Raw genomic sequence first — 18,288 nt, forward strand, 5'->3', positions numbered from 1 at the left:
TCGAGATTTCCGGCCAGCACGGGTAAGCTCCGGGGTGTGCAGCCGGCCACCCCGCGGTTCATGTTGATCGAGGACGACGGTGACCGCCGCATCCCGTGCCGAGGCGCCGGAGGCGTGTTCACCGGCCCCGGAGGTGAGCCGCTCCGGCTCCGGGGCTGCGCTCTGCCGGCGGAGCTACTCGACCGGCTGCGGGCCGGCCGGAAGGTCCGGCCGTCGTTGTTCTCCCTCGCCGCTGTCGACCGCTTCGGGCTCGAGACCGATCTGAGCCTGGTGTCGCTCGACGTCGCGGAATGGTTCCCGCGGGACGACGGGCTCGTGGACCTCCTCCTGCGAGAGCCGCTTCACGACCCGCCGGGACCGGCGGCGCGAGCGATCTGGGACCTGTGGTCGGCCGGGCGCCCGGCCGCGGGCAACTTCTGGGCCGCGGCGGACCGGCCCGAATGGCTCCGCGCCGCGCTGGCCCATCACCGTGCCGAAGGCCCCGATCGGCCGCCGGGCCGGACTTTCCGGCTCGACGGCACGCACGTCACCGACCTCGCGAGCTTCCTCTGCGCGCTCGGCGAGGCGGTGAACGGCCCCGGCGGGTACTTCGGCCGGAACCTCGACGCCCTCGCCGACTGCCTCCGCGGCGGTTTCGGCGCGACCACGCCGTTCACCGTCGCAGGGCCCGAGGTGCCGCGAGTCCGCGACGTGCTCGAGGCCGCCGGCGTCACGCTGCGGGCAGCACCCTGACCTCCTGGGTCTCCGCGCCCGGCTCCGCCCAGCTCATCAGCTGCCCGGCCGCGCTCTCCAGCGCCGCGAGGTCCCGCTTCGGCAGCTTCTCGAACGGCGACAGCTCCACCACCGCCGCCTTCTTCGACGTCTTGATCTCCCAGAACCCGCGGACGAACCCGCCCACCAGCAGCGTTCCCTTGACCAGGCCGTTCTGCGTGATCACCCGCTTGCGGTAGTCGTCGGAGATCACCCGCGTCCGGTCCGCGTACGACAGGATCGTCTGGTCGAACGGCCCGAGCAGCCGCGGCGGGGCCGGCACGTCGGGGTCCGGCACCGACAGCTCCGGCAGGTCCAGCAGCTCGCGCCCGTCCGGGTCGCGGTAGTGCCGCAGGTCCATCGAAGCGGCCACCTCGCCGAGCCGCGTGATGCCCGCCCACGCCTGGACGTCCGCCACGGACGCCGGACCGAACGCGCGCAGGTACCGCGAGATCAGCGAAGCGGGCGAGGGCGGTGAAAGCGGCGAGCCGACCCAGTCCTCCAGGCACGCGTACGTCGTCTGCCCGGCCTTGCCCCAGATCGCGCGCGGCGGGGTCTGCACCAGCGGCAGCCGCCCCCGCGCCAAGTGGGTCAGCGACGCCGCCGGGACGTCCCACCGCCGCGCCAGCTCCGCACCCAAGGCCGTGCTCGACAACGGCGAGCGCGCGAGCAGCTCACGCGCCACCGAAGCGATCTCGGCGTGGTCCAGCCCGGCCAGCGGAGCCGCGTGCTGGGTGTTCGTCTTCAGGTCGCGCTCGTACAGCACCTGGACCACCGGCCGCCACGCCAGCGCGTCCGCCGCCGTCACCAGGTGGACCGTGCCGCGCATCAGCGCGATCCGGACCACCTGCCGGTTTTCCAGCAGCTCGGCCAGCTCCGCCGGCCGGAACCCGTGCACCCGCGGCCACAGCGCGTAGTACGGCGGGAACGGCGCCTGCGCCTGGAGCCCGGCCAGGTGCTCCACCGCCTCGAATGCGGACAGCTTCGCGCGGCGGAGCAGCAGCTGGCGCTCCAGCGTCGCCCGGTTGAGGGCCCGTCGGCTCAAGGTCTCCACGCCGCTCACCCTAACGATCACCCCGGACGGTTCCGGTCCTCGATTGCACGGCGAAAGCCGGTGATCCATACTTCCGGCCATGGCCGAGCTCGCCGCGCCCGCCGTCGGGGATTGGGACTTCCCGCGCGGCACCGCGAGCATCGAACTGATGACCCGGTTCGCCGCCGAGCGCGGCCTGGCCGCCGAGAAGCTGCTCGCCGCGACGACGCTGTCCCCGGAGCTGCTCACCGACGCGGGCGTCCAGGTCGACGCGCGCCAGGAACTGGCCGTCGTCCGGGCGCTGATCGAGCTGGACGGTTCGGACGCGACGGCGCTCGAGCTCGGGAGCCGCTACCGCGTCACCACCTTCGGGATCTTCGGCTTCGCCTGCATCAGCAGCCCGACGCTGCGCGACGCGATGCTGTTCGCCTTGCGCTACTTCGACCTCAGCTTCGCGTTCTGCATCCCCCGCGTCACGCTCGAGAGCGACCGCCTGACGCTCGAGCTCGACGACACGCGCGTCCCCGCCGACGTCGCCCGGTTCCTCGTGCTGCGCGACCTGGCCGCCATCTTCACGGTGATGCGTGACCTGCTGCCCGAGATCGCGCTGGACGACCTGAGCTTCCGGCACGAAGCGTCCGCGGTGGACGCTTACCTGACGGCGTTCGGGCTGCGGCCCCGCTTCGGTGCCGACGCCTGCCGCGCGACGCTGGACCCGGCGCTGCTGACGCTCCCGCTGCCGCAGGCCAACGACCAGACCGTCGCCCTGTGCGCGGCGCAGTGCGAAGCGCTCGTCACGCGGCGGCGGCAGCGCTCGGGCATCTCGCAGCAGGTCCGGGAACGCCTGGTCCGCCTCGGCGGGGTCGACGCCGGGATGGACGAGATCGCCCGCCAGCTGACGCTCAGCACGCGCACGCTGCGCCGCCGCCTGACCGAAGCGGGCACGAGCTACCGGGCGCTGGTCGACGAAGTCCGGCACACGCTCGCCGAAGAGCTGCTCGACACCGGCGTGCTGTCGGTCGAGGACGTCGCCTACCGGCTCGGGTACGCGGAGGCGTCGAGCTTCATCTACGCGTTCAAGCGCTGGACCGGGATGACGCCGGCGGCGTTCGCCCGTCGCTTCCGCGCCGCCCGGCAAGCACCGCCGGGTAGGTCAGCTTCAGCAGGTTCAGGATCGAGTCGGTGAGGAAGGTGCGCAGGGCCGCGCGGTCGAGCGTGCCGCGGATCAGCCATTCGCGCGAAGCCGCCCGCAGCATCCCGCCGAACGACCGGATCATCGCGCGCAGCTCTTCACGGCCTTCGGTCACGCCGCTCATCAGCGCGGCCTCCAGGACACGGTCGGCGGCGATTTCGTCGGCCTCCAGCATGATCCGCTCGATCTCGGGGTCGCGCCCGGCCGACTCCGGCCCGATGACGGTCAGCCACGCGTCGCGGTTGCGGTCCACGACTTCGATCCAGCGCTCGACGCCGATCGCCAGCCGCTGCTCCATCGTGGTGTCCGGCAGCGCTTCGGTGACCGGCGCGGGCACGATCATCAGCTGCCGCACGACTTCCAGGTAGAGCTCGCGCTTGCCGCCGAAGTAGTGGTTGATCAGCGGGCGCGCCACCCCGGCCGCCTCGGCGATGTCCGAAGTGGACACCGACGCGTAGCTGCCCGCCCCGAACAGGTGCCGTGCGGCGGCGAGGATCTCCGCCCGCCGCTCGGCCGGTTCGAGGCGGCGGCGCCGCGGCCGGGTCCCACTGGTCATCCGCTCAGCCTCGCGGGGGATCGGCACGCTGTCAACAAGTAGTTGACCTGTTGTCAAGAGGAGTGGCCCCGGTGGCGGGCAGGGGATGTTTCACGCCAACCTTTGTCGTTATGCAACCGGAACAACCCGCCGGTAACTCCCCGGCACCCGGATGCGACGAGACGGCAGGGACCCGCGACCGGGGGCAGGAGCAGATGACCGAAGAAGACGCGCCGATCCGGCCGGCCGGACGCTGGGTGAGCGTCCGCCTGCAGCATCGCCACGTCAGCTTCGACGAGGGCTTCGAGGTCGAAGAACCGTCGCCGGACGGCGACTGCGCGGACGAGGCCTCACTGTCCTATTCCGGCATCGTGATCACCGGCTACGACGAGGGTGAGAAAGTCTCCGAGCAGTGGATCCCGCTCGGCATCGACCCGTCCGAAGCGGACGATGAACGGCTGATCGAGCAGCTGCGCGAGGCGCTGCTCTGGCAGGCGGGCCGGCCGCCGCAGGCCGCGGGGGAGTGACGGCTACGCGCCGGCGTCGCCCTCGCGCAGCGAGCGGATCATGCTCTGCAGGCTGCGGAACGCGGCCGACTGCTCGGCCTCCGTCATGCCGGCCAGCATCCTGACCTCGACCGCCCGGACCGCCGCGGTCGCCTTCTCCAGGCTCCGCTTGCCGCGGGGCGTGAGCCGCGTGGGGAGCACCTTCCCGACGGGTGCCGCCGCCGGCCTGGTCACGTAGCCGTCTCGCTCCAGGGCCTGGAGCAGCACGTTCATCGTCTGCCGGGTCACGAACGCGCCCCGCGCGAGCTCGGAGTTCGACAAGCCCGGCCGCTGGGCCAGCAGTTCGAGGCAGGAGTAGTGCGTCACGCTCATCCCGAGCGGCCGCAGCACCTCCTCCATCGACGCACGTAGAGCGCTCGACGCCTCTTTCAGCAGGTAGCCCAGCGACGTCTTCAGGTCGACCCCGTCTTGACTCATGTCAGCATTCTGACATAGGTTGGTGCGTGTCAGAAGACTGACACGAAAGAAGGAGTGCGCACCATGCCCGTCACCGGCCCCGACTTCATCTCGCTCCAGGCGCGCGACCTCGCCGCCTCGCAGGCGTTCTACGAGCAGTACCTCGGCCTCGTCCGCTCGCCGGCCGGACCGCCGCACGCCGTCGTCTTCGAAACGAAGCCGATCGCGTTCGCGCTCCGCGACGTCGTTCCCGGCACCGACCTCGCATCCGTTGCCCAGCCGGGCATCGGCGCCGCGATCTGGCTCCACGCCACGGACGTCCAGGCGATCCACGACGCACTGGCCGCCGACGGCCACCCCATCGTCTCCGCGCCGATCGACGGCCCCTTCGGCCGCACGTTCACCTTCGCCGACCCAGACGGCTACCAGGTCACGCTCCACGACCGCGCCTGAACCGCCGGCCGGGCGCTCAGGGCGATCCGGTGCGCAGGCCTTCGAACGCCACCTTGCACACCGCGTCCGCGACCTCCTCCGCCGACGAGCCCCGCCGCGGGCGGTACCACTCGATCAGCGAGTTCACCATGCCGAAGACGAGCCGGGCGGTCACCGCGGGATCGACGTCCGGGCGGATGTCGCCCTCGGCCGCCGCCTGCTTGACCAGGTCCGTGACCAGGCGGTCGAACTCGCGCCGCCGGGTGAGTGCCGCCCGCTCGACCTTCGTGTTGCCGCGCACGCGCAGCAGCAGCGTGACGAACGGGAGCCGGTCGGCCAGCACCAGGACGCTGCCGCGGACCAGGTGCTCCAGCCGGTCGATCGCGCGCCCGTCGAGCCGCTCGGTCGACGCCGCCACGTCGAACAGCCCGTCCAGTGCCCGGTCCACCGCCAGCCGCAGGAGTTCCTCCTTGCTGGGTACGTGGTGGTAGATCGCCGACTTCGTGATGCCGAGCTTGCGGGAGAGGTCCTCCATGCTCGTGCCGTCGTAGCCGCGCTCGTTGAACAGCTTCACCGCCACCCGCAGCAGCGATTCGAGGTCGTACCCGGGGCGCCCGCGGCGGGGCGCCGTCACGGCGTCTTCCGCTGGTCGACGATCCGCCGCATCTTGCCCATCGAGCGCTCGAGGGTGTCCGGGTCGACGACGTCCACCGAAACGGTGACGCCGACGCCGTCCTTGACGCCCGTGACCAGCGCGGCGGCGGCCGACTCCCGCACCGGGCCCGAAGCGTCGTGGCGCGCCTCGACCCGCACGGTCAGGTGGTCGAGCCGCCCGCGCGTGGACCGGACGAGCTGGAAGTGCGGGCTCAGTCCCTCGGTCCGCAGCACGATCTCCTCGATCTGCGTCGGGAAGACGTTGACCCCGCGCAGGATGATGAGGTCGTCGGTGCGGCCGGTGACCTTGTCCATCCGCCGGAACGCCGGCCGGGCGGTGCCGGGGCGCAACGCGGTGAGGTCGCGGGTGCGGTAGCGGATGATCGGCAGCGCCTGCTTGGTCAGCGACGTGAAGAGCAGCTCGCCGGTCTCGCCGGCTTCCAGCACGTGCTCGTCGAAGGGGTCGATCACCTCGGGGTAGAAGTGGTCCTCCCAGATGTGCAGGCCGTCCTTCGTCTCGACGCACTCCTGCGCGACGCCCGGCCCCATCACCTCGGACAGCCCGTAGATGTCGACGGCGTCGAGCGCGAACCGCTCTTCGATCTCCGCGCGCATCTGCTCGGTCCACGGCTCGGCGCCGAAGATGCCGACCTTGAGGGAACTCCGCCGGGGGTCCACGCCCTGCCGCTCGAACTCGTCGAGCAGCGTGAGCATGTACGACGGCGTGACCATGATGATCTCGGGCTCGAAGTCGGTGATCAGCTGCACCTGCCGCGCGGTCATGCCGCCCGACGCCGGGATCACCGTGCAGCCCAGCTTTTCGGCGCCGTAGTGCGCGCCGAGCCCGCCGGTGAACAGGCCGTAGCCGTACGCGTTGTGCAGCTTGTGGCCCGGACGGCCGCCGGCGGCGTGGATCGACCGGGCCATCACCGTCGCCCAGGTGTCGATGTCCTGCTCGGTGTAGCCGACGACGGTGGCCTTGCCGGTGGTGCCGCTGGACGCGTGGATGCGCCGGACCTGCGCCTGCGGCACGGCGAACATCCCGAACGGGTAGTTCTCGCGCAGGTCCTGCTTGGTCGTGAACGGGAACTTCGCCAGGTCGGCGAGCTCCTTGCAGTCGTCGGGGTGGACGCCGGCCTCGTCGAACTTCCGCGTGTAGGCGGGCACGTTGGCGTACGCGTGCCGGAGTGTCCACTGCAGACGCTCCAGCTGGAGGGCGGCCAGCTCGTCCGCGCCGATGTTCGCCTCGATCATGGTCGGTCCCGTTTCGCGGAGAGGGTGCGGCTGCGGCCGCGGAATTCGGCGACGACCTCGGGCCCGCCGGGGGTCTCCCGGTGGACGGTGACGTCGTAGATGCCGTTGCGGCCGTAGCGGGTGCGCTCGGTGGCCGTGGCGACGAGGTGGTCGCCGAGCCGGCCGGCCGCGACGAAGGAGATTTCGGCGCCCGACGCCACGGTCACCGGGCCGTGGGTGTTGCACGCGCAGGCGAACGCGGTGTCGGCCAGCAGGAAGACGTACCCGCCGTGCGCGATGTCGTGGCCGTTGACCATCTCGCGCGTGATCGTCATGGTCGCGACCGCCCGGCCCTCGCCCGCTTCGACCAGTTCGATCCCCAGCGCGCGGGAAGCCTCGTCGGCGGCGAACATGGTGTGCGCGGCGTTGGTCATCGACCCTCCGAGTTGACTGACCGAATGGACGGTCACCATGCGGGTGCCGCTCAGTAAAGGCAGTGCCCGGGGCCCTGTCAAGCGCCACCCCTTCCGATCTCCGTGGTCAGCGGCTACCATGGCAATTACTGAACGTCCGGTAGGTAATTCGGCGGGAGAGGTCGGACCTGATGGCATTGCTGCGCAGCTACGTCTCCGGGGAGTGGCACACGGCGACCGGCGAGGGCGTCCCGCTGCACGACGCGGCCACGGGCGAGGAGGTCGCCCGGATCTCGTCGGCGGGCGTCGACTTCGCGGGCGCGCTGGCGTACGGCCGCCGGGTCGGTGGTCCGGCGCTGCGCGAACTGACGTTCCACCAGCGGGCGGCCCTGCTGAAGGCGCTGGCTTCGCACCTGCGTGAGCACCGCGAGGAGCTGTACGCGCTCTCCGCCCGCACCGGCGCGACGCTGGGCGACTCGAAGTTCGACATCGACGGCGGCATCGGCGTCCTGTTCAGCTACGGCTCGAAGGGCAAGCGCGAGCTGCCGAACGACACCGTCTACGTCGAAGGCGCCGTCGAGCCGCTGTCGCGCGGCGGGACGTTCGTCGCCCAGCACATCGCGACCCCGCTGCGGGGCGTGGCGGTGCAGATCAACGCGTTCAACTTCCCCGTGTGGGGTCCGCTGGAGAAGTTCGCCCCCGCGTTCCTCGCCGGGGTCCCGAGCCTGGTCAAGCCGGCCAGCTCGACGGCGTACCTGACCGCGCGGCTGGTCGAGCTGATCATCGAGTCGGGGATCCTGCCCGAGGGTTCGCTGCAGTTCGTCGCCGGCAGCGTCGGCGACCTGCTCGACCACGTGACCGCGCAGGACCTGGTGTCCTTCACCGGCTCGGCGTCGACCGCCCAGAAGCTGCGGGCGCACCCGGCGATCATCCGCAACGCCGTGCGGTTCAACGCCGAGGCCGACTCGCTGAACTGCTCGATCCTCGGCCCGGACGCGGTCAAGGGCACCACCGAGTTCGACCTGTTCGTCAAGCAGCTGACCACCGAGATGACGGTCAAGGCGGGCCAGAAGTGCACCGCCATCCGGCGCGCGTTCGTCCCGGCGTCGCTGCTCGACGACGTCGCTTCCGCCGCGGCCGAGCGGCTCGCGAAGGTCACCGTCGGCAACCCCACCGCCGAAGGTGTGCGGATGGGCGCGCTGGCCAGCCTGGAGCAGCGCGAGGAGGTCCGGCGGTCGCTGAAGGCACTGCTGGACGCCGGCAGCGTCGTCTTCGGGGACCCGGAAAAGGTCGAGGTCGTCGACGCCGACGCCGAGCGCGGCGCGTTCATCTCCCCGGTGCTGCTCAAGGCCGACCCGGAGCGCTCGGAGCCGCACGAGGTCGAGGCGTTCGGCCCGGTCTCGACGCTGATGCCGTACACGTCCACCGAGCAGGTCGTCGACTTCGCCGCGCGTGGCGGCGGCAGCCTGGCCGGGTCCGTCGTTTCCGCCGACCCGGAGTTCGTGCGCGAGGTCGTGCTGGGTGCGGCGCCGTTCCACGGCCGGCTGCTGGTCCTGGACGCCGAGGACGCCAAGGAGTCGACCGGGCACGGCTCGCCGATGCCGCAGCTGGTCCACGGCGGCCCCGGGCGGGCCGGCGGCGGCGAGGAGATGGGCGGCATCCGCGGCGTGCTGCACCACATGCAGCGCACGGCGGTCCAGGGTTCGCCCGCGGTCCTCTCCGCGGTGACCGGCCGCTGGGTGACCGGCGCGCCGCGCACCGAAGGCGACGTCCACCCGTTCCGCAAGTCCCTGGCCGAGCTGAAGATCGGCGACTCCGTCGTCGCCGGGCCGCGCACGGTCACGCAGGAGGACGTGGACCACTTCGCCGAGTTCACCGGCGACACGTTCTACGCCCACACCGACCCCGAGGCCGCGGCCGCGAACCCGCTGTTCGGCGGGATCGTCGCGCACGGCTACCTGGTCGTCTCGTTCGCGGCGGGCCTGTTCGTCTCGCCCGAGCCCGGCCCGGTGCTGGCCAACTACGGCCTGGAGAACCTGCGGTTCCTCACCCCGGTCAAGGTCGGCGACTCGCTGACGGTGACGCTGACCGCCAAGCAGATCACCCCGCGGATCGACCAGGAGTACGGCGAGGTCCGCTGGGACGCCGACGTCACCAACGCCGAGGGCGAGTCCGTCGCCAAGTACGACGTCCTGACGCTCGTGTCGAAGGAGCAGCCGTGACCGCCACCGTCTCGCTCGAGGAGCACTTCGAGCACACCATCGAGCGCGACCAGCGGATCGAGCCGCGCGACTGGGTGCCCGAGGGTTACCGCAAGACGATGATCCGGCAGATCGCGCAGCACGCGCACTCGGAGATCATCGGCATGCAGCCCGAGGGCAACTGGATCACGCGCGCGCCGTCGTTGCGGCGCAAGGCGATCCTGCTGGCCAAGGTCCAGGACGAAGCCGGCCACGGCTTGTACCTGTACTCCGCCGCGGCGACGCTGGGTGCCGACCGCGCGGACCTGACCGACAAGCTGATCACCGGGCGCCAGAAGTACTCGTCGATCTTCAACTACCCGACGCTGACCTTCGCCGACGTCGGCGTGATCGGCTGGCTGGTCGACGGCGCGGCGATCTGCAACCAGGTGCCGCTGTGCCGGTCGTCGTACGGGCCGTACGCGCGGGCGATGATCCGGATCTGCAAGGAGGAGTCGTTCCACCAGCGGCAGGGCTTCGAGCTGCTGATGACGATGATGAAGGGCACCGAGCAGCAGCGGGAGATGGTCCAGGAGGCCGTGAACCGCTGGTGGTGGCCGTCGCTGATGATGTTCGGCCCGCCGGACGCCGACTCGCCGAACACCGCGCAGTCGATGGCGTGGAAGGTCAAGCGGCACACCAACGACGAGCTGCGGCAGCGCTTCGTCGACATGTCGGTGCCGCAGGCCGCCGCCCTCGGTGTCTCGTTCCCGGACCCTGCGCTCAAGTGGAATTCCGAGCGCGGGCACTACGACTTCGGCGCGGTGGACTGGGACGAGTTCAAGAACGTGCTGAAGGGCAACGGCCCGTGCAACGCGTCGCGGATCGCCCACCGGCGCCGCGCGCACGAAGACGGTGCGTGGGTGCGGGAAGCCGCCGTGGCGCACGCGGAGAAGAAGGAGCGCAAGTGAGCGACCTGACGGCCGAAGGCGGCCACGGCGCCGTCCCGCTGGAGGGCGTTCCCGCCGCCCCGGGGCCGGTGAAGCACGACTGGCCGCTGTACGAGGTGTTCGTCCGCGGCAAGCGCGGGCTGAACCACGTGCACGTCGGCTCGCTGCACGCGGCCGACGACGAGATGGCGCTGCACCACGCGCGCGACCTCTACACCCGCCGCAACGAAGGGGTGTCGATCTGGGTCGTCCGGGCGTCGGACATCACCGCGTCGTCGCCGGACGAGAAGGACCCGTTCTTCGCGCCGAGCGGTGACAAGGTCTACCGGCACCCGACGTTCTACGACATCCCCGAGGAGGTGCCGCACATATGAGTTTCGACAACGTGTACGAGTCGCTGACCGAGGAGAACGACGCCCGCTGGGCGTTCGGCACCGGCTTCGAGGACCCGCTGTCCGGAGTGGACACCTCGGTGCCGTCCGGGGTGGACGGCGCGCAGCTCGCGGCGTACTGCCTGATGCTCGGTGACGACGCGCTGATCTTCTCCCACCGGCTGCAGGAGTGGTGCACGAACGCGCCCGAGCTGGAGGACGAGGTGGCGATCGCCAACATCGGCCTCGACCTGCTCGGCCAGGCCCGGCTGCTGCTGGCGCGCGCCGGCAAGGCCGACGGCTCGTCGCGCACGGAGGACTCGTTCGCGTTCCTGCGCGCCGAAAACGAGTTCCGCAACGTCCGGCTCGCCGAGCTGGGCGGCGGCCACTTCGGGCACCTGATCGCGCGCCTGTTCGTGTTCTCGACGTGGCGGCTGGCGCTGCTGCAGCGGCTGGTGCCGTCCGCCGACCCGGTGCTCGCCGCGATCGCCGACAAGGGCGTCAAGGAGCTGACCTACCACCGCGACTACGCGGCGCAGTGGCTGGTCCGCCTCGGCGACGGCACGCCGTTGTCGCACGAGCGGATGCAGGAGGGCCTCGACGCGGTCTGGCCGTACGTCGGGGAGCTGTTCCGCACCCACCCGGTCGAGCTGGTGGACGCGGCTTCGCTGCGGCCGGAGTTCGACGCGGTGCTGGACCAGGCCCTCGCGGCGGCGACGCTTGTTTTGCCCACCGCCGGTGAGCTGGCGGGCGTCTCGGGCCGGACCGGCCGCGACGGCGTCCACACCGAGCAGATGGGGTTCCTGCTGGCGGAGCTGCAGAGCGTGGCCCGGGCGATGCCGGACGCGAAGTGGTGACCGCGGCGGCCGTCGCGGCCACGGTCACCGACCCCGAGCTGCCGATGCTGACCCTGGCGGACCTGGGCGTGCTGCGCTCGGTGGCCGAGGAGGACGGCCGCGTGGTCGTGGCGATCACGCCGACGTACACCGGCTGCCCGGCGATGGACACCATGCGCGACGACCTGGAGCACGCGCTGCTTTCGGCGGGCTTCGCGGACGTCGAGATCCGGACCCAGCTGGCCCCGGCGTGGACGTCGGACTGGATTTCGGCGGCCGGCCGGGAAAAGCTGGCCTCGGCGGGAATCGCCCCACCGGGCGCGGCGCCCCGGCGCTCGGGCCCGATCCCGCTGACGCTGTCGGCGCCGGTCACCCGGGTTTCCTGTCCGCTGTGCGGTTCCGAAGACACGGAAGAACAGTCCCGCTTCGGCGCGACGGCGTGCAAAGCCTTGTGGCGCTGCCGGTCGTGCGCGGAGCCGTTCGAGCACGTCAAGGAGATCTGAGGTGGCGTTCCATCCCCTGAAGGTCGCGGGCGTCACGCGGTTGTGCGACGACGCGGTCGCCGTGACGTTCGACGTGCCGGCTTCCCTGGCGTCCGACTACGCCTTCAAACCGGGGCAGTCGCTGACTTTGCGGCGTTCGGTCGACGGCCGTGACGAACGCCGCTCGTACTCGATCTGCGCGGCGGCGGGCACGGCGCCCCGGGTGGGCGTCCGCCTGGTCCCGGACGGCCTGTTCTCGTCCTGGCTGGTGCACGAGGTCCGCCCGGGCGACACGATCGAGGTGGCCACGCCCACCGGATCGTTCACCCCCGACCTGTCCGAAGGCGGCCACCACGTCCTGATCGCGGCGGGTTCGGGCATCACCCCGGTGCTGTCGATCGTGGCGTCGCTGCTGGACACCCCGGACGCGACGGTGACGGTGCTGTACGGCAACCGCCGCACGGACACGGTGATGTTCGCGGACGAGCTGGCGGACCTGAAGGACCGCGCGCCCGCGCGCCTGGAGCTGATCCACGTGCTCTCGCGCGAACCGCGCGAGGCGGAGCTGTTCACCGGACGCCTGGACGTGCCGAAGCTGCGTGCGCTGTTCTCCTCGCTGGTTCCGGTGTCCTCGGTGGACCACTGGTGGCTGTGCGGCCCGTTCGAGATGGTGACGGGCGCGCAGGAGCTGCTGACGTCCCTGGATGTGCCCCGCTCGCGAATCCACCAGGAGCTGTTCTACGTGGACACGCCACCGGAGCCGGTGGCGCACCTGGACCCGGCGGTGGCGGGGGAGTCCTCCGAGGTCCGCGTGGTCCTGGACGGCCGCTCTTCGACGATGACGCTGCCGCGGACGTCATCGGTGCTGGACGGCGCCCAGAAGTTCCGCCCGGACCTCCCGTTCGCCTGCAAGGGCGGCGTGTGCGGCACGTGCCGGGCTCGTGTGACGGAGGGCAAGGTGGACCTGCGCCGGAACTTCGCCCTGGAGGAGGCGGAGGTGGCGGCGGGTTTCGTGCTGACGTGCCAGTCGTACCCGGTCTCGGAGGAGATCACGGTCGACTTCGACGCCTGAGGCCGGCTAGCGGATCGAGTTGTCCACATCGGACTCGTCGGCGTCCGCGAAGCCCCAGCCGCGGGCCATTCGCGTCAGGGCGTTCGTCGCCAAGGCGCGTCGCTCGGCGCGGCCGAGCCCGATGGGGGCGACCACCGTCACCACACCCTGCGGGCCCGGCTGCTCGTCCGACTTCCCGAACACCGACAAGTCGGCCACGTCGAGCAGCCGGCGTCGCTGGACGGCGACCTCGTCGTCCAGCTTGATCTGCAGTTCGACCGCCGGCGGTGCCAGCAGCGCGGCAGTTTCCGGATCGGGCACGAGCGCGCCGGGCACGACGACGGTCGCGGCGTCCCACGCCGCCGTCCACAACTCCACGATTTCGTTCGCCGTGATGCGGAGATCGGCCGCGACCGCGCCGTCGGTGGCGGCCACCAGCGCCGCTCGCCACGCCGGGAAGTCCACCTGGTACTCGACGCTCACCGTCATCGCCGACGACAGGGCGCTGGGGAGCATGAGGCGCGCGACGGCGCGAACAGCGGCGCTCCCGTCGATCGGACTCGGCAACGTCTGGTCGTACCGGGCGTGTTGCCCGGAGGAGCGGGCGTTCGGCCCGCTCGCCCGTTCCCACTGCGGTGCGGTGACGGGTGCGCCCCGCCGGAGGGACAAGGTCCGGGTCAGCGCGGTGAGTTCGGCGAGCGGTAAGGCCGCTTCGATCCGCTGCCGGGTCCGCCCGGTGATCTCGAGGTCTTCGGCCAGCGGCCAGGGCAGCGTGGCGATCGCGCGGACGGTCACGTCCGCGGACTCCGCCAGCGGCAGCCGGAAGGCCTCTCGGGCGTTCGGGCTCAGCCGGGGCTTGGGCTGCCACCGCGCCGGCCGCGCCTCGGTGGACCGGTGCAGGACGCCCTCGCCCCACGCGCCGCCCGCGAGGTCGACCAGTCGGGCGCCGGCGTCGGCTCGCGCTTTCGGCAGGCCCTGCGCCGGAAAACCGGGCAAGGCCGACAGGTCGTCCCACACCGGTCCGGCCACGACCACAGCGGGCTGACCGTCGAAAGCGCAGATCACGGCGTCGCTCTCACCGGCCCCGGTGAAGTGCTGGACGAAAACCGGTCCCTCTTCGAAGACCTTGTCGGTCGGCCGGCCCAGGTGGTCCGCGCCGCCGGCTTGGCGAAACGCGTTCTCGAACGCTCTCCTGGTCCGAAGACCAGCGCCTTCCCCGACCTGGATGCCGGCGGTGGCCGTGACGGACCCGATGCTCCCGGCCTGTATCACGGTTCCACTGACTCCACCGTTGACCACGTTCCGGACGACGGGGCCGGGTGGCTGTTCTCGTGCCGCCGGCGGGGACGGCCGCGGCGGCAGCACCGGCGTCGCACCCAACGGCGGCTGGAGGACCTCGGGTTGGTCGGTGAGCAGCCGCACGAGCTTTTCCGCGCCTTCGACGGTGAAGTCCGAGACGTGGTAGACGGTCGAGCCGGCCGGGGACAGGAAATCCGGTACCCCGGCGGCGCTCTGGCCGGGCAGCACCACGGGAACGAACCGGTTCAGCGCGTGCTGGTCGGCGTAGAAAGCATCGCGGATCAGGCGGGCTTCCCACTGAACGCCGCGCCCCTGGTCCGGCCCGCTCCGGCCCTCGGCACGTTCGCGGTACGCGCGAGACGCGATCACGAGCACGTAGTCCGCTTCCCGGATCTGCTTCCCCATCCACAGCGGCCAGTCCTGGCGTCGCTGCGCCGCATCCAGATCGAGGCGGGCGTCGATGCGACAGGACCTCAGCAACTCCCAGAGCCTTCGCACCGACTGGCTGTGCGCCGGGTCGTCCGAGTCCCACGCGTAGGAGATGAACACGACGGGCGGCCGCGGCTGGTCTTCGTCGACGACGATCGACCGGCCCCGGGAGGTGAGGACGAGCCTGACCGGGTAGTCCTGCTCATCGACGCGTACGCCATCGACAAGCCCACGGTCGTCCAGCCATCGGATGACGCGGACGAATTCGTCGTGCTCGACCTGCTCGCCGTCGACGCGTGACTCCGGAAGCTCGAGGAAGTCGTCGGCGAAGGGGTATGCATCGTTTTCGACGTACAGCCAGTGGAGTACGGCTCGGGCGATCGCGGTGCGGCGCGCTTGCTGGGTCACGCCGCGCCGCCCATGGCGTGTCGCCGACGCAGTCCGGCCCGGGAGAGGGTGGCAGCCGGCTCACCGAGGCCGAAGTCGTGCCGTGCCACGTGTCCACCTCTCCGCCTTGTTCGTGGGGAGGCAAGTTTACCGGCGTGAGGGTGAGCAACGGCCCGTACACCGCCGGCGCCGGCGCGCGGCCGGTCAGCGGAGGCGACGGCGGCGACGGCGGCGAGGTCGTTCCTCGTCGTGCTCCGCACGCTCCTCGGCCGGCTCGGCTTCCGCGGTGGCGCCGGTCAGCCCCAGCATCTCCGCCGCCAGCTCCTGCGAGCTGGCGAACATCCCCGTCGGGACCTCCTGGGCGCGGCGCAGGGCGGCCGGGCGGAGGCGGTTGTAGCCGCGGACCGTCACCGGGCGGCGGAGACGGAGTTCGTACGCCTTTTCGTCCGAGAGCTCCGATGCCAGCTCGCGGTCGACCAGGATCGTGCCCGGGCGGGCCACCGAGGTCAGGCGGGCCGCCAGGTTGACCACCGAGCCGTACACGTCGCCGAAACGGGACAGGATGCGGCCCGAGGCCATGCCCGCGCGGACTGCCGGCAGGCTGTCGTCCGCCGACGTGCGCTCGGTCAGGGCCAGGGCGATCTCCGCCGCGTCGACCGCCGAGTCCGCGACGAACAGGACCTCGTCGCCGATCATCTTCACCACGCGCCCGTGGTGCTCGGCGATCACCTCCGTGGCCAGCGTCTCGAACGCGTCGAGGACGCGGCTCAGCTCGTCCTCGTCGATCTGGCGGGTCAGCCGCGTGTAGCCCACCATGTCGACGAAGCCGACGACCTCGGTGCGCGCCTCGACGTTGTCGCCCGCGGCCGCGAACGCTCGCCCGGCGTAGGCCGCCAGGTGGCGGCGCCAGACGAAGTTCTGCACCCGTTCCAGCTCCGGCAGCAGCCGGTCGACCAGGCGGGTCACCTGGCGCTCGCTGCGGCCCAGCTCCGGCTGCTCCCGGATCAGCTCCCACAGCATGTCGACTTGCCACTCGGCCAGCCGCGACAGGTGCTGGCCGAGCGCGCGCGTCACCGACACCTCGATGCTCGGGTCGATCAGCCCCGACTGGACCAGCTGGTCCGCCGTCCGCATGGCTTCGACGTCCGCGTCGGTGAAGACCACCTCGTCGTCGCGGACCGTGGCGAAGCCCAGCGCGCGCCAGAGCCGGCGTGACCGTTCGTCGGGCACGCCGGCCTTCTCCGCCACTTCGAGCCGGGTGTACTTCCGCCGGCCGCCGAGCAGGACGCGTTCGAGCCGCTGCTGAAGTTCCTCGCTCGGATCGGTCACGGCTCAGGTCGTGTGGACGATGAGCACGTCCACGCCGGACTTGCGCGCCACCTCGGACGGCACCGAGCCGAGGATCCGGCCGGCGATCGTGTTCAGCCCGCGGTTCCCGACGACCAGCAGGTCGGCCTCGCGCTCGCGCACGACCTTGCGCAGCGAGTCGACCGGGTCGCCCTTCACCGCGACCGTGTCGATCTTCTCCGCCCCCGCGCGCGCCGCCCGGTCCCGCGCGGACTGCAGGGTGTCTTCGGCCGGAGCCGAGCCGACGACCTGGTACGCCTCTTCACCGAGGGCGTCCTGGGCCTTGTCGACGTCGGACTGGCTGGCCGGGTAGTACGCACACGCGATGACGAGCGTGGCACCGGCGTCGCCGGCCACCGCCGCCGCGCGGTCCACCGCCGCGAACGAAGACTCCGAGCCGTCCGTGCCCACCACCACGGTCCGATATGCCGCACCCATGCGCAAAACCTCCACGTGATCCCGCGTGAGCAGGGACGATAACCGGTCGGCAGCGACCGCGCAGGCTCGTCCGCGCCCGTGTCGGGTGGAAGGTTACTCGCCAGTCGCTTTCTGCGCTCCGCTTGCCCGCGGAGCCGGCTTCGGCGCCGGCTTGGGGGCGGGCTTGGGAGCCTGCTTCGGCTTGGGCACGTCGGACGCCTTGATCCGGATCGTCTCCTCGACGTCACCCACCGGCGTCGTCTTCCCGGTGTCGGCCGCCGGCTTCTCCGCCTTGAGGTCGGACGCCTTCAGGTCGGCCGTGACGTCCGCGGGCACCTTGACCTCGTCGCCGAGCACGGTGTGCGCCTCGGCCAGCACCGCCCGCGCGGCGCGGACCTGCTCGGCCAGCCCACCGCGGACCTTGCGCAGCGCGTCGACCCGCTCGTTGGCCTGGGTGATCCGCCGGTTCGACTCGTCGGTCGCCGTCGTCACGCGGCGGCGTGCCTCGTCGGCGGCCTCCGCGAGCCGGGCGTTGGCCTCGGTGATCGAGTCCTGGCGGCGCTTGTTCGCCTCCGCGACCGACTCCCGCTGGCGGCGGTCGATGTCCGCCTTCGCCGCCTTCTCCTCTTCGAGGACCTTCGCGCGGATGTCGGCGGCGTCCTGCGTGGCCTCCTGGACGCGCCGCGCGGCTTCGGCCTTGCTCGCCGCCTCCTGCTCGGCCAGCACCCGCATCGCCTCGGTGCGGCGCGAGGCCATCGCGATCTCGAAGTCCTCTTCGACCTTGGTCCGGCGGTCCTGCGACTCGGTGTCGAGCCGCTTGCGCTCCGCCTCGGCCTTGTCGGTGATCTCCTTGGCCTGCGCGCGGGCGTCCTCGAGAACCTTCCGGTGCTCGGCTTCCATCTCCTTGCGCCGCAGGTCGAGCTCGGTGAGCAGCTGCTCGTAGCGGGCGCGCATGGCGCTCGCGTCCGTCTCGGCCTTGGCCCGGATGTGGCCGGCTTCGGCCTCGGCGCGGGCGCGCGTGTCGGCGGATTCGTCCTGCGCCAGGCGCAGCATCCGCTGAAGTCGTTCGGAGAGGCCTTCGACGCTCGTCGGCGGCTGGGCGAGCCGGTCGACCTGCCCGCGCAGGTCCGCGATCTCGCCGCGCGCGATCTCCAGCTGGCGCGCCAGGTCGCCGGCCTGCGCGATGGCGGCGTCCCGGTCCGCGGTGAGCATCTTCAGGTCGGCGTCCAGCCGTTCGAGGTGCTCGTCGACCTGTGCTCGGCTGTACCCGCGCTTCGCCACGTCGAAGCCGGCTCCCAGCGGCACAAGCTCCCGTTCATCGCCAAGGCTCATGCG

At 71.6% G+C, this 18,288-nt stretch carries 20 protein-coding genes; 10 read left to right on the forward strand and 10 right to left on the reverse strand.

Annotation, left to right across the window (positions count from 1 at the left end; genetic code table 11):
- Window positions 1-36 precede the first annotated feature (36 nt).
- Window positions 37-732 carry a barstar family protein gene (locus AB5J73_RS20315; protein WP_370971253.1) on the forward strand — a complete coding sequence of 232 codons (696 nt, stop codon included), beginning with the start codon at window positions 37-39 and terminating at the stop codon, window positions 730-732.
- On the opposite strand, the gene AB5J73_RS20320 is transcribed toward AB5J73_RS20315, so the two are convergent.
- Complete coding sequence (locus AB5J73_RS20320) at window positions 710-1,804, reverse strand: winged helix DNA-binding domain-containing protein (protein ID WP_370971254.1); 1,095 nt, start codon at window positions 1,802-1,804, stop codon at window positions 710-712. The genes AB5J73_RS20315 and AB5J73_RS20320 overlap by 23 nt on opposite strands.
- 79 nt (window positions 1,805-1,883) lie before the next feature.
- On the opposite strand from AB5J73_RS20320, the gene AB5J73_RS20325 reads away from it, so the two are divergent.
- Window positions 1,884-2,969: an AraC family transcriptional regulator gene (locus tag AB5J73_RS20325; RefSeq protein WP_370971255.1), complete on the forward strand. Its 1,086-nt coding sequence runs from the start codon at window positions 1,884-1,886 to the stop codon at window positions 2,967-2,969.
- Here AB5J73_RS20325 and AB5J73_RS20330 read toward each other — a convergent pair.
- Window positions 2,860-3,531 carry a TetR/AcrR family transcriptional regulator gene (locus AB5J73_RS20330; protein WP_370971256.1) on the reverse strand — a complete coding sequence of 224 codons (672 nt, stop codon included), beginning with the start codon at window positions 3,529-3,531 and terminating at the stop codon, window positions 2,860-2,862. The two genes, AB5J73_RS20325 and AB5J73_RS20330, sit on opposite strands and share 110 nt — an antisense overlap.
- Window positions 3,532-3,725: 194 nt before the next feature.
- Between AB5J73_RS20330 and AB5J73_RS20335 the strand changes: the two genes are divergently transcribed.
- Window positions 3,726-4,037 (forward strand): hypothetical protein, encoded by a 312-nt coding sequence (locus tag AB5J73_RS20335; RefSeq protein WP_370971257.1) that lies wholly within the window; start codon window positions 3,726-3,728, stop codon window positions 4,035-4,037.
- A 3-nt stretch (window positions 4,038-4,040) separates the two neighbouring features.
- Here the strand turns inward: AB5J73_RS20335 and AB5J73_RS20340 are convergent, their stop codons facing one another.
- Window positions 4,041-4,493: a MarR family winged helix-turn-helix transcriptional regulator gene (locus AB5J73_RS20340; protein WP_370971258.1), complete on the reverse strand. Its 453-nt coding sequence runs from the start codon at window positions 4,491-4,493 to the stop codon at window positions 4,041-4,043.
- Between the two features lie 63 nt (window positions 4,494-4,556).
- On the opposite strand from AB5J73_RS20340, the gene AB5J73_RS20345 reads away from it, so the two are divergent.
- Window positions 4,557-4,925, forward strand: a complete 369-nt coding sequence (locus tag AB5J73_RS20345) for a VOC family protein (protein ID WP_370971259.1) — start codon at window positions 4,557-4,559, stop codon at window positions 4,923-4,925.
- 16 nt (window positions 4,926-4,941) lie between these two features.
- Here AB5J73_RS20345 and AB5J73_RS20350 read toward each other — a convergent pair whose 3' ends face one another.
- The 3 genes from AB5J73_RS20350 to paaI are packed head-to-tail and all read right to left on the reverse strand — an operon-like array spanning window position 4,942 to window position 7,225.
- Window positions 4,942-5,538: a TetR/AcrR family transcriptional regulator gene (locus AB5J73_RS20350; RefSeq protein WP_370971260.1), complete on the reverse strand. Its 597-nt coding sequence runs from the start codon at window positions 5,536-5,538 to the stop codon at window positions 4,942-4,944.
- Window positions 5,535-6,812: a phenylacetate--CoA ligase PaaK gene (paaK, locus tag AB5J73_RS20355; RefSeq protein ID WP_370971261.1), complete on the reverse strand. Its 1,278-nt coding sequence runs from the start codon at window positions 6,810-6,812 to the stop codon at window positions 5,535-5,537. The genes AB5J73_RS20350 and paaK overlap by 4 nt, the downstream gene beginning before the upstream one ends.
- The gene (gene paaI, locus AB5J73_RS20360; protein WP_370971262.1) at window positions 6,809-7,225 is read right to left on the reverse strand and encodes a hydroxyphenylacetyl-CoA thioesterase PaaI; all 417 of its coding nucleotides are present in this window, start codon (window positions 7,223-7,225) and stop codon (window positions 6,809-6,811) included. Before paaI ends, paaK begins: the two co-directional genes overlap by 4 nt.
- A gap of 170 nt (window positions 7,226-7,395) precedes the next feature.
- Here paaI and paaZ point away from each other — a divergent pair, with 170 nt between their 5' ends.
- From paaZ to paaE, 6 genes are all read left to right on the forward strand, one after another.
- Window positions 7,396-9,426, forward strand: coding sequence for a phenylacetic acid degradation bifunctional protein PaaZ (gene paaZ / locus AB5J73_RS20365; RefSeq protein WP_370971263.1), 2,031 nt, complete (start codon window positions 7,396-7,398; stop codon window positions 9,424-9,426).
- Window positions 9,423-10,355: a 1,2-phenylacetyl-CoA epoxidase subunit PaaA gene (gene paaA, locus AB5J73_RS20370; protein ID WP_370971264.1), complete on the forward strand. Its 933-nt coding sequence runs from the start codon at window positions 9,423-9,425 to the stop codon at window positions 10,353-10,355. Before paaZ ends, paaA begins: the two co-directional genes overlap by 4 nt.
- Window positions 10,356-10,423: 68 nt before the next feature.
- Window positions 10,424-10,708, forward strand: coding sequence for a 1,2-phenylacetyl-CoA epoxidase subunit PaaB (gene paaB / locus AB5J73_RS20375; RefSeq protein WP_323332469.1), 285 nt, complete (start codon window positions 10,424-10,426; stop codon window positions 10,706-10,708).
- Entirely contained in the window at window positions 10,705-11,562 is an 858-nt protein-coding gene (gene paaC, locus AB5J73_RS20380; RefSeq protein WP_370971265.1) for a 1,2-phenylacetyl-CoA epoxidase subunit PaaC, read from the forward strand. Before paaB ends, paaC begins: the two co-directional genes overlap by 4 nt.
- The gene (paaD, locus tag AB5J73_RS20385) at window positions 11,556-12,044 is read left to right on the forward strand and encodes a 1,2-phenylacetyl-CoA epoxidase subunit PaaD (protein WP_370971266.1); all 489 of its coding nucleotides are present in this window, start codon (window positions 11,556-11,558) and stop codon (window positions 12,042-12,044) included. Before paaC ends, paaD begins: the two co-directional genes overlap by 7 nt.
- A gap of 1 nt (window position 12,045) precedes the next feature.
- On the forward strand, window positions 12,046-13,095 hold the full coding sequence (gene paaE, locus AB5J73_RS20390) for a 1,2-phenylacetyl-CoA epoxidase subunit PaaE (RefSeq protein ID WP_370971267.1): 1,050 nt from the start codon (window positions 12,046-12,048) through the stop codon (window positions 13,093-13,095).
- 6 nt (window positions 13,096-13,101) lie between these two features.
- Here the strand turns inward: paaE and AB5J73_RS20395 are convergent, their stop codons facing one another.
- The 4 genes from AB5J73_RS20395 to AB5J73_RS20410 form a co-directional block, all read right to left on the reverse strand.
- Complete coding sequence (locus tag AB5J73_RS20395; RefSeq protein ID WP_370971268.1) at window positions 13,102-15,210, reverse strand: SEFIR domain-containing protein; 2,109 nt, start codon at window positions 15,208-15,210, stop codon at window positions 13,102-13,104.
- A gap of 183 nt (window positions 15,211-15,393) precedes the next feature.
- On the reverse strand, window positions 15,394-16,518 hold the full coding sequence (locus AB5J73_RS20400) for an adenylate/guanylate cyclase domain-containing protein (RefSeq protein WP_370971269.1): 1,125 nt from the start codon (window positions 16,516-16,518) through the stop codon (window positions 15,394-15,396).
- Window positions 16,519-16,521: 3 nt separating this feature from the next.
- Window positions 16,522-16,974, reverse strand: coding sequence for a universal stress protein (locus AB5J73_RS20405; RefSeq protein ID WP_093950331.1), 453 nt, complete (start codon window positions 16,972-16,974; stop codon window positions 16,522-16,524).
- A 93-nt stretch (window positions 16,975-17,067) separates the two neighbouring features.
- Window positions 17,068-18,285, reverse strand: coding sequence for a chromosome segregation protein (locus AB5J73_RS20410; RefSeq protein WP_370971270.1), 1,218 nt, complete (start codon window positions 18,283-18,285; stop codon window positions 17,068-17,070).
- Between the last annotated feature and the right edge of the window lie 3 nt (window positions 18,286-18,288).

This window comes from Amycolatopsis sp. cg9, assembly GCF_041346945.1.
In the GTDB taxonomy this organism is placed as follows: Bacteria; Actinomycetota; Actinomycetes; order Mycobacteriales; family Pseudonocardiaceae; genus Amycolatopsis.

Excerpts from the sequence above, each read along its gene's own strand:
- AB5J73_RS20325 (WP_370971255.1), top strand. The coding sequence starts at position 1,884 with ATGGCCGAGCTCGCCGCGCCCGCCGTCGGGGATTGGGACTTCCCGCGC.
- AB5J73_RS20330 (WP_370971256.1), bottom strand. The coding sequence starts at position 3,531 with ATGACCAGTGGGACCCGGCCGCGGCGCCGCCGCCTCGAACCGGCCGAG.
- AB5J73_RS20335 (WP_370971257.1), top strand. The coding sequence starts at position 3,726 with ATGACCGAAGAAGACGCGCCGATCCGGCCGGCCGGACGCTGGGTGAGC.
- AB5J73_RS20340 (WP_370971258.1), bottom strand. The coding sequence starts at position 4,493 with ATGAGTCAAGACGGGGTCGACCTGAAGACGTCGCTGGGCTACCTGCTG.
- AB5J73_RS20345 (WP_370971259.1), top strand. The coding sequence starts at position 4,557 with ATGCCCGTCACCGGCCCCGACTTCATCTCGCTCCAGGCGCGCGACCTC.
- paaK (WP_370971261.1), bottom strand. The coding sequence starts at position 6,812 with ATGATCGAGGCGAACATCGGCGCGGACGAGCTGGCCGCCCTCCAGCTG.
- paaI (WP_370971262.1), bottom strand. The coding sequence starts at position 7,225 with ATGACCAACGCCGCGCACACCATGTTCGCCGCCGACGAGGCTTCCCGC.
- paaZ (WP_370971263.1), top strand. The coding sequence starts at position 7,396 with ATGGCATTGCTGCGCAGCTACGTCTCCGGGGAGTGGCACACGGCGACC.
- paaC (WP_370971265.1), top strand. The coding sequence starts at position 10,705 with ATGAGTTTCGACAACGTGTACGAGTCGCTGACCGAGGAGAACGACGCC.
- AB5J73_RS20405 (WP_093950331.1), bottom strand. The coding sequence starts at position 16,974 with ATGGGTGCGGCATATCGGACCGTGGTGGTGGGCACGGACGGCTCGGAG.
- AB5J73_RS20410 (WP_370971270.1), bottom strand. The coding sequence starts at position 18,285 with ATGAGCCTTGGCGATGAACGGGAGCTTGTGCCGCTGGGAGCCGGCTTC.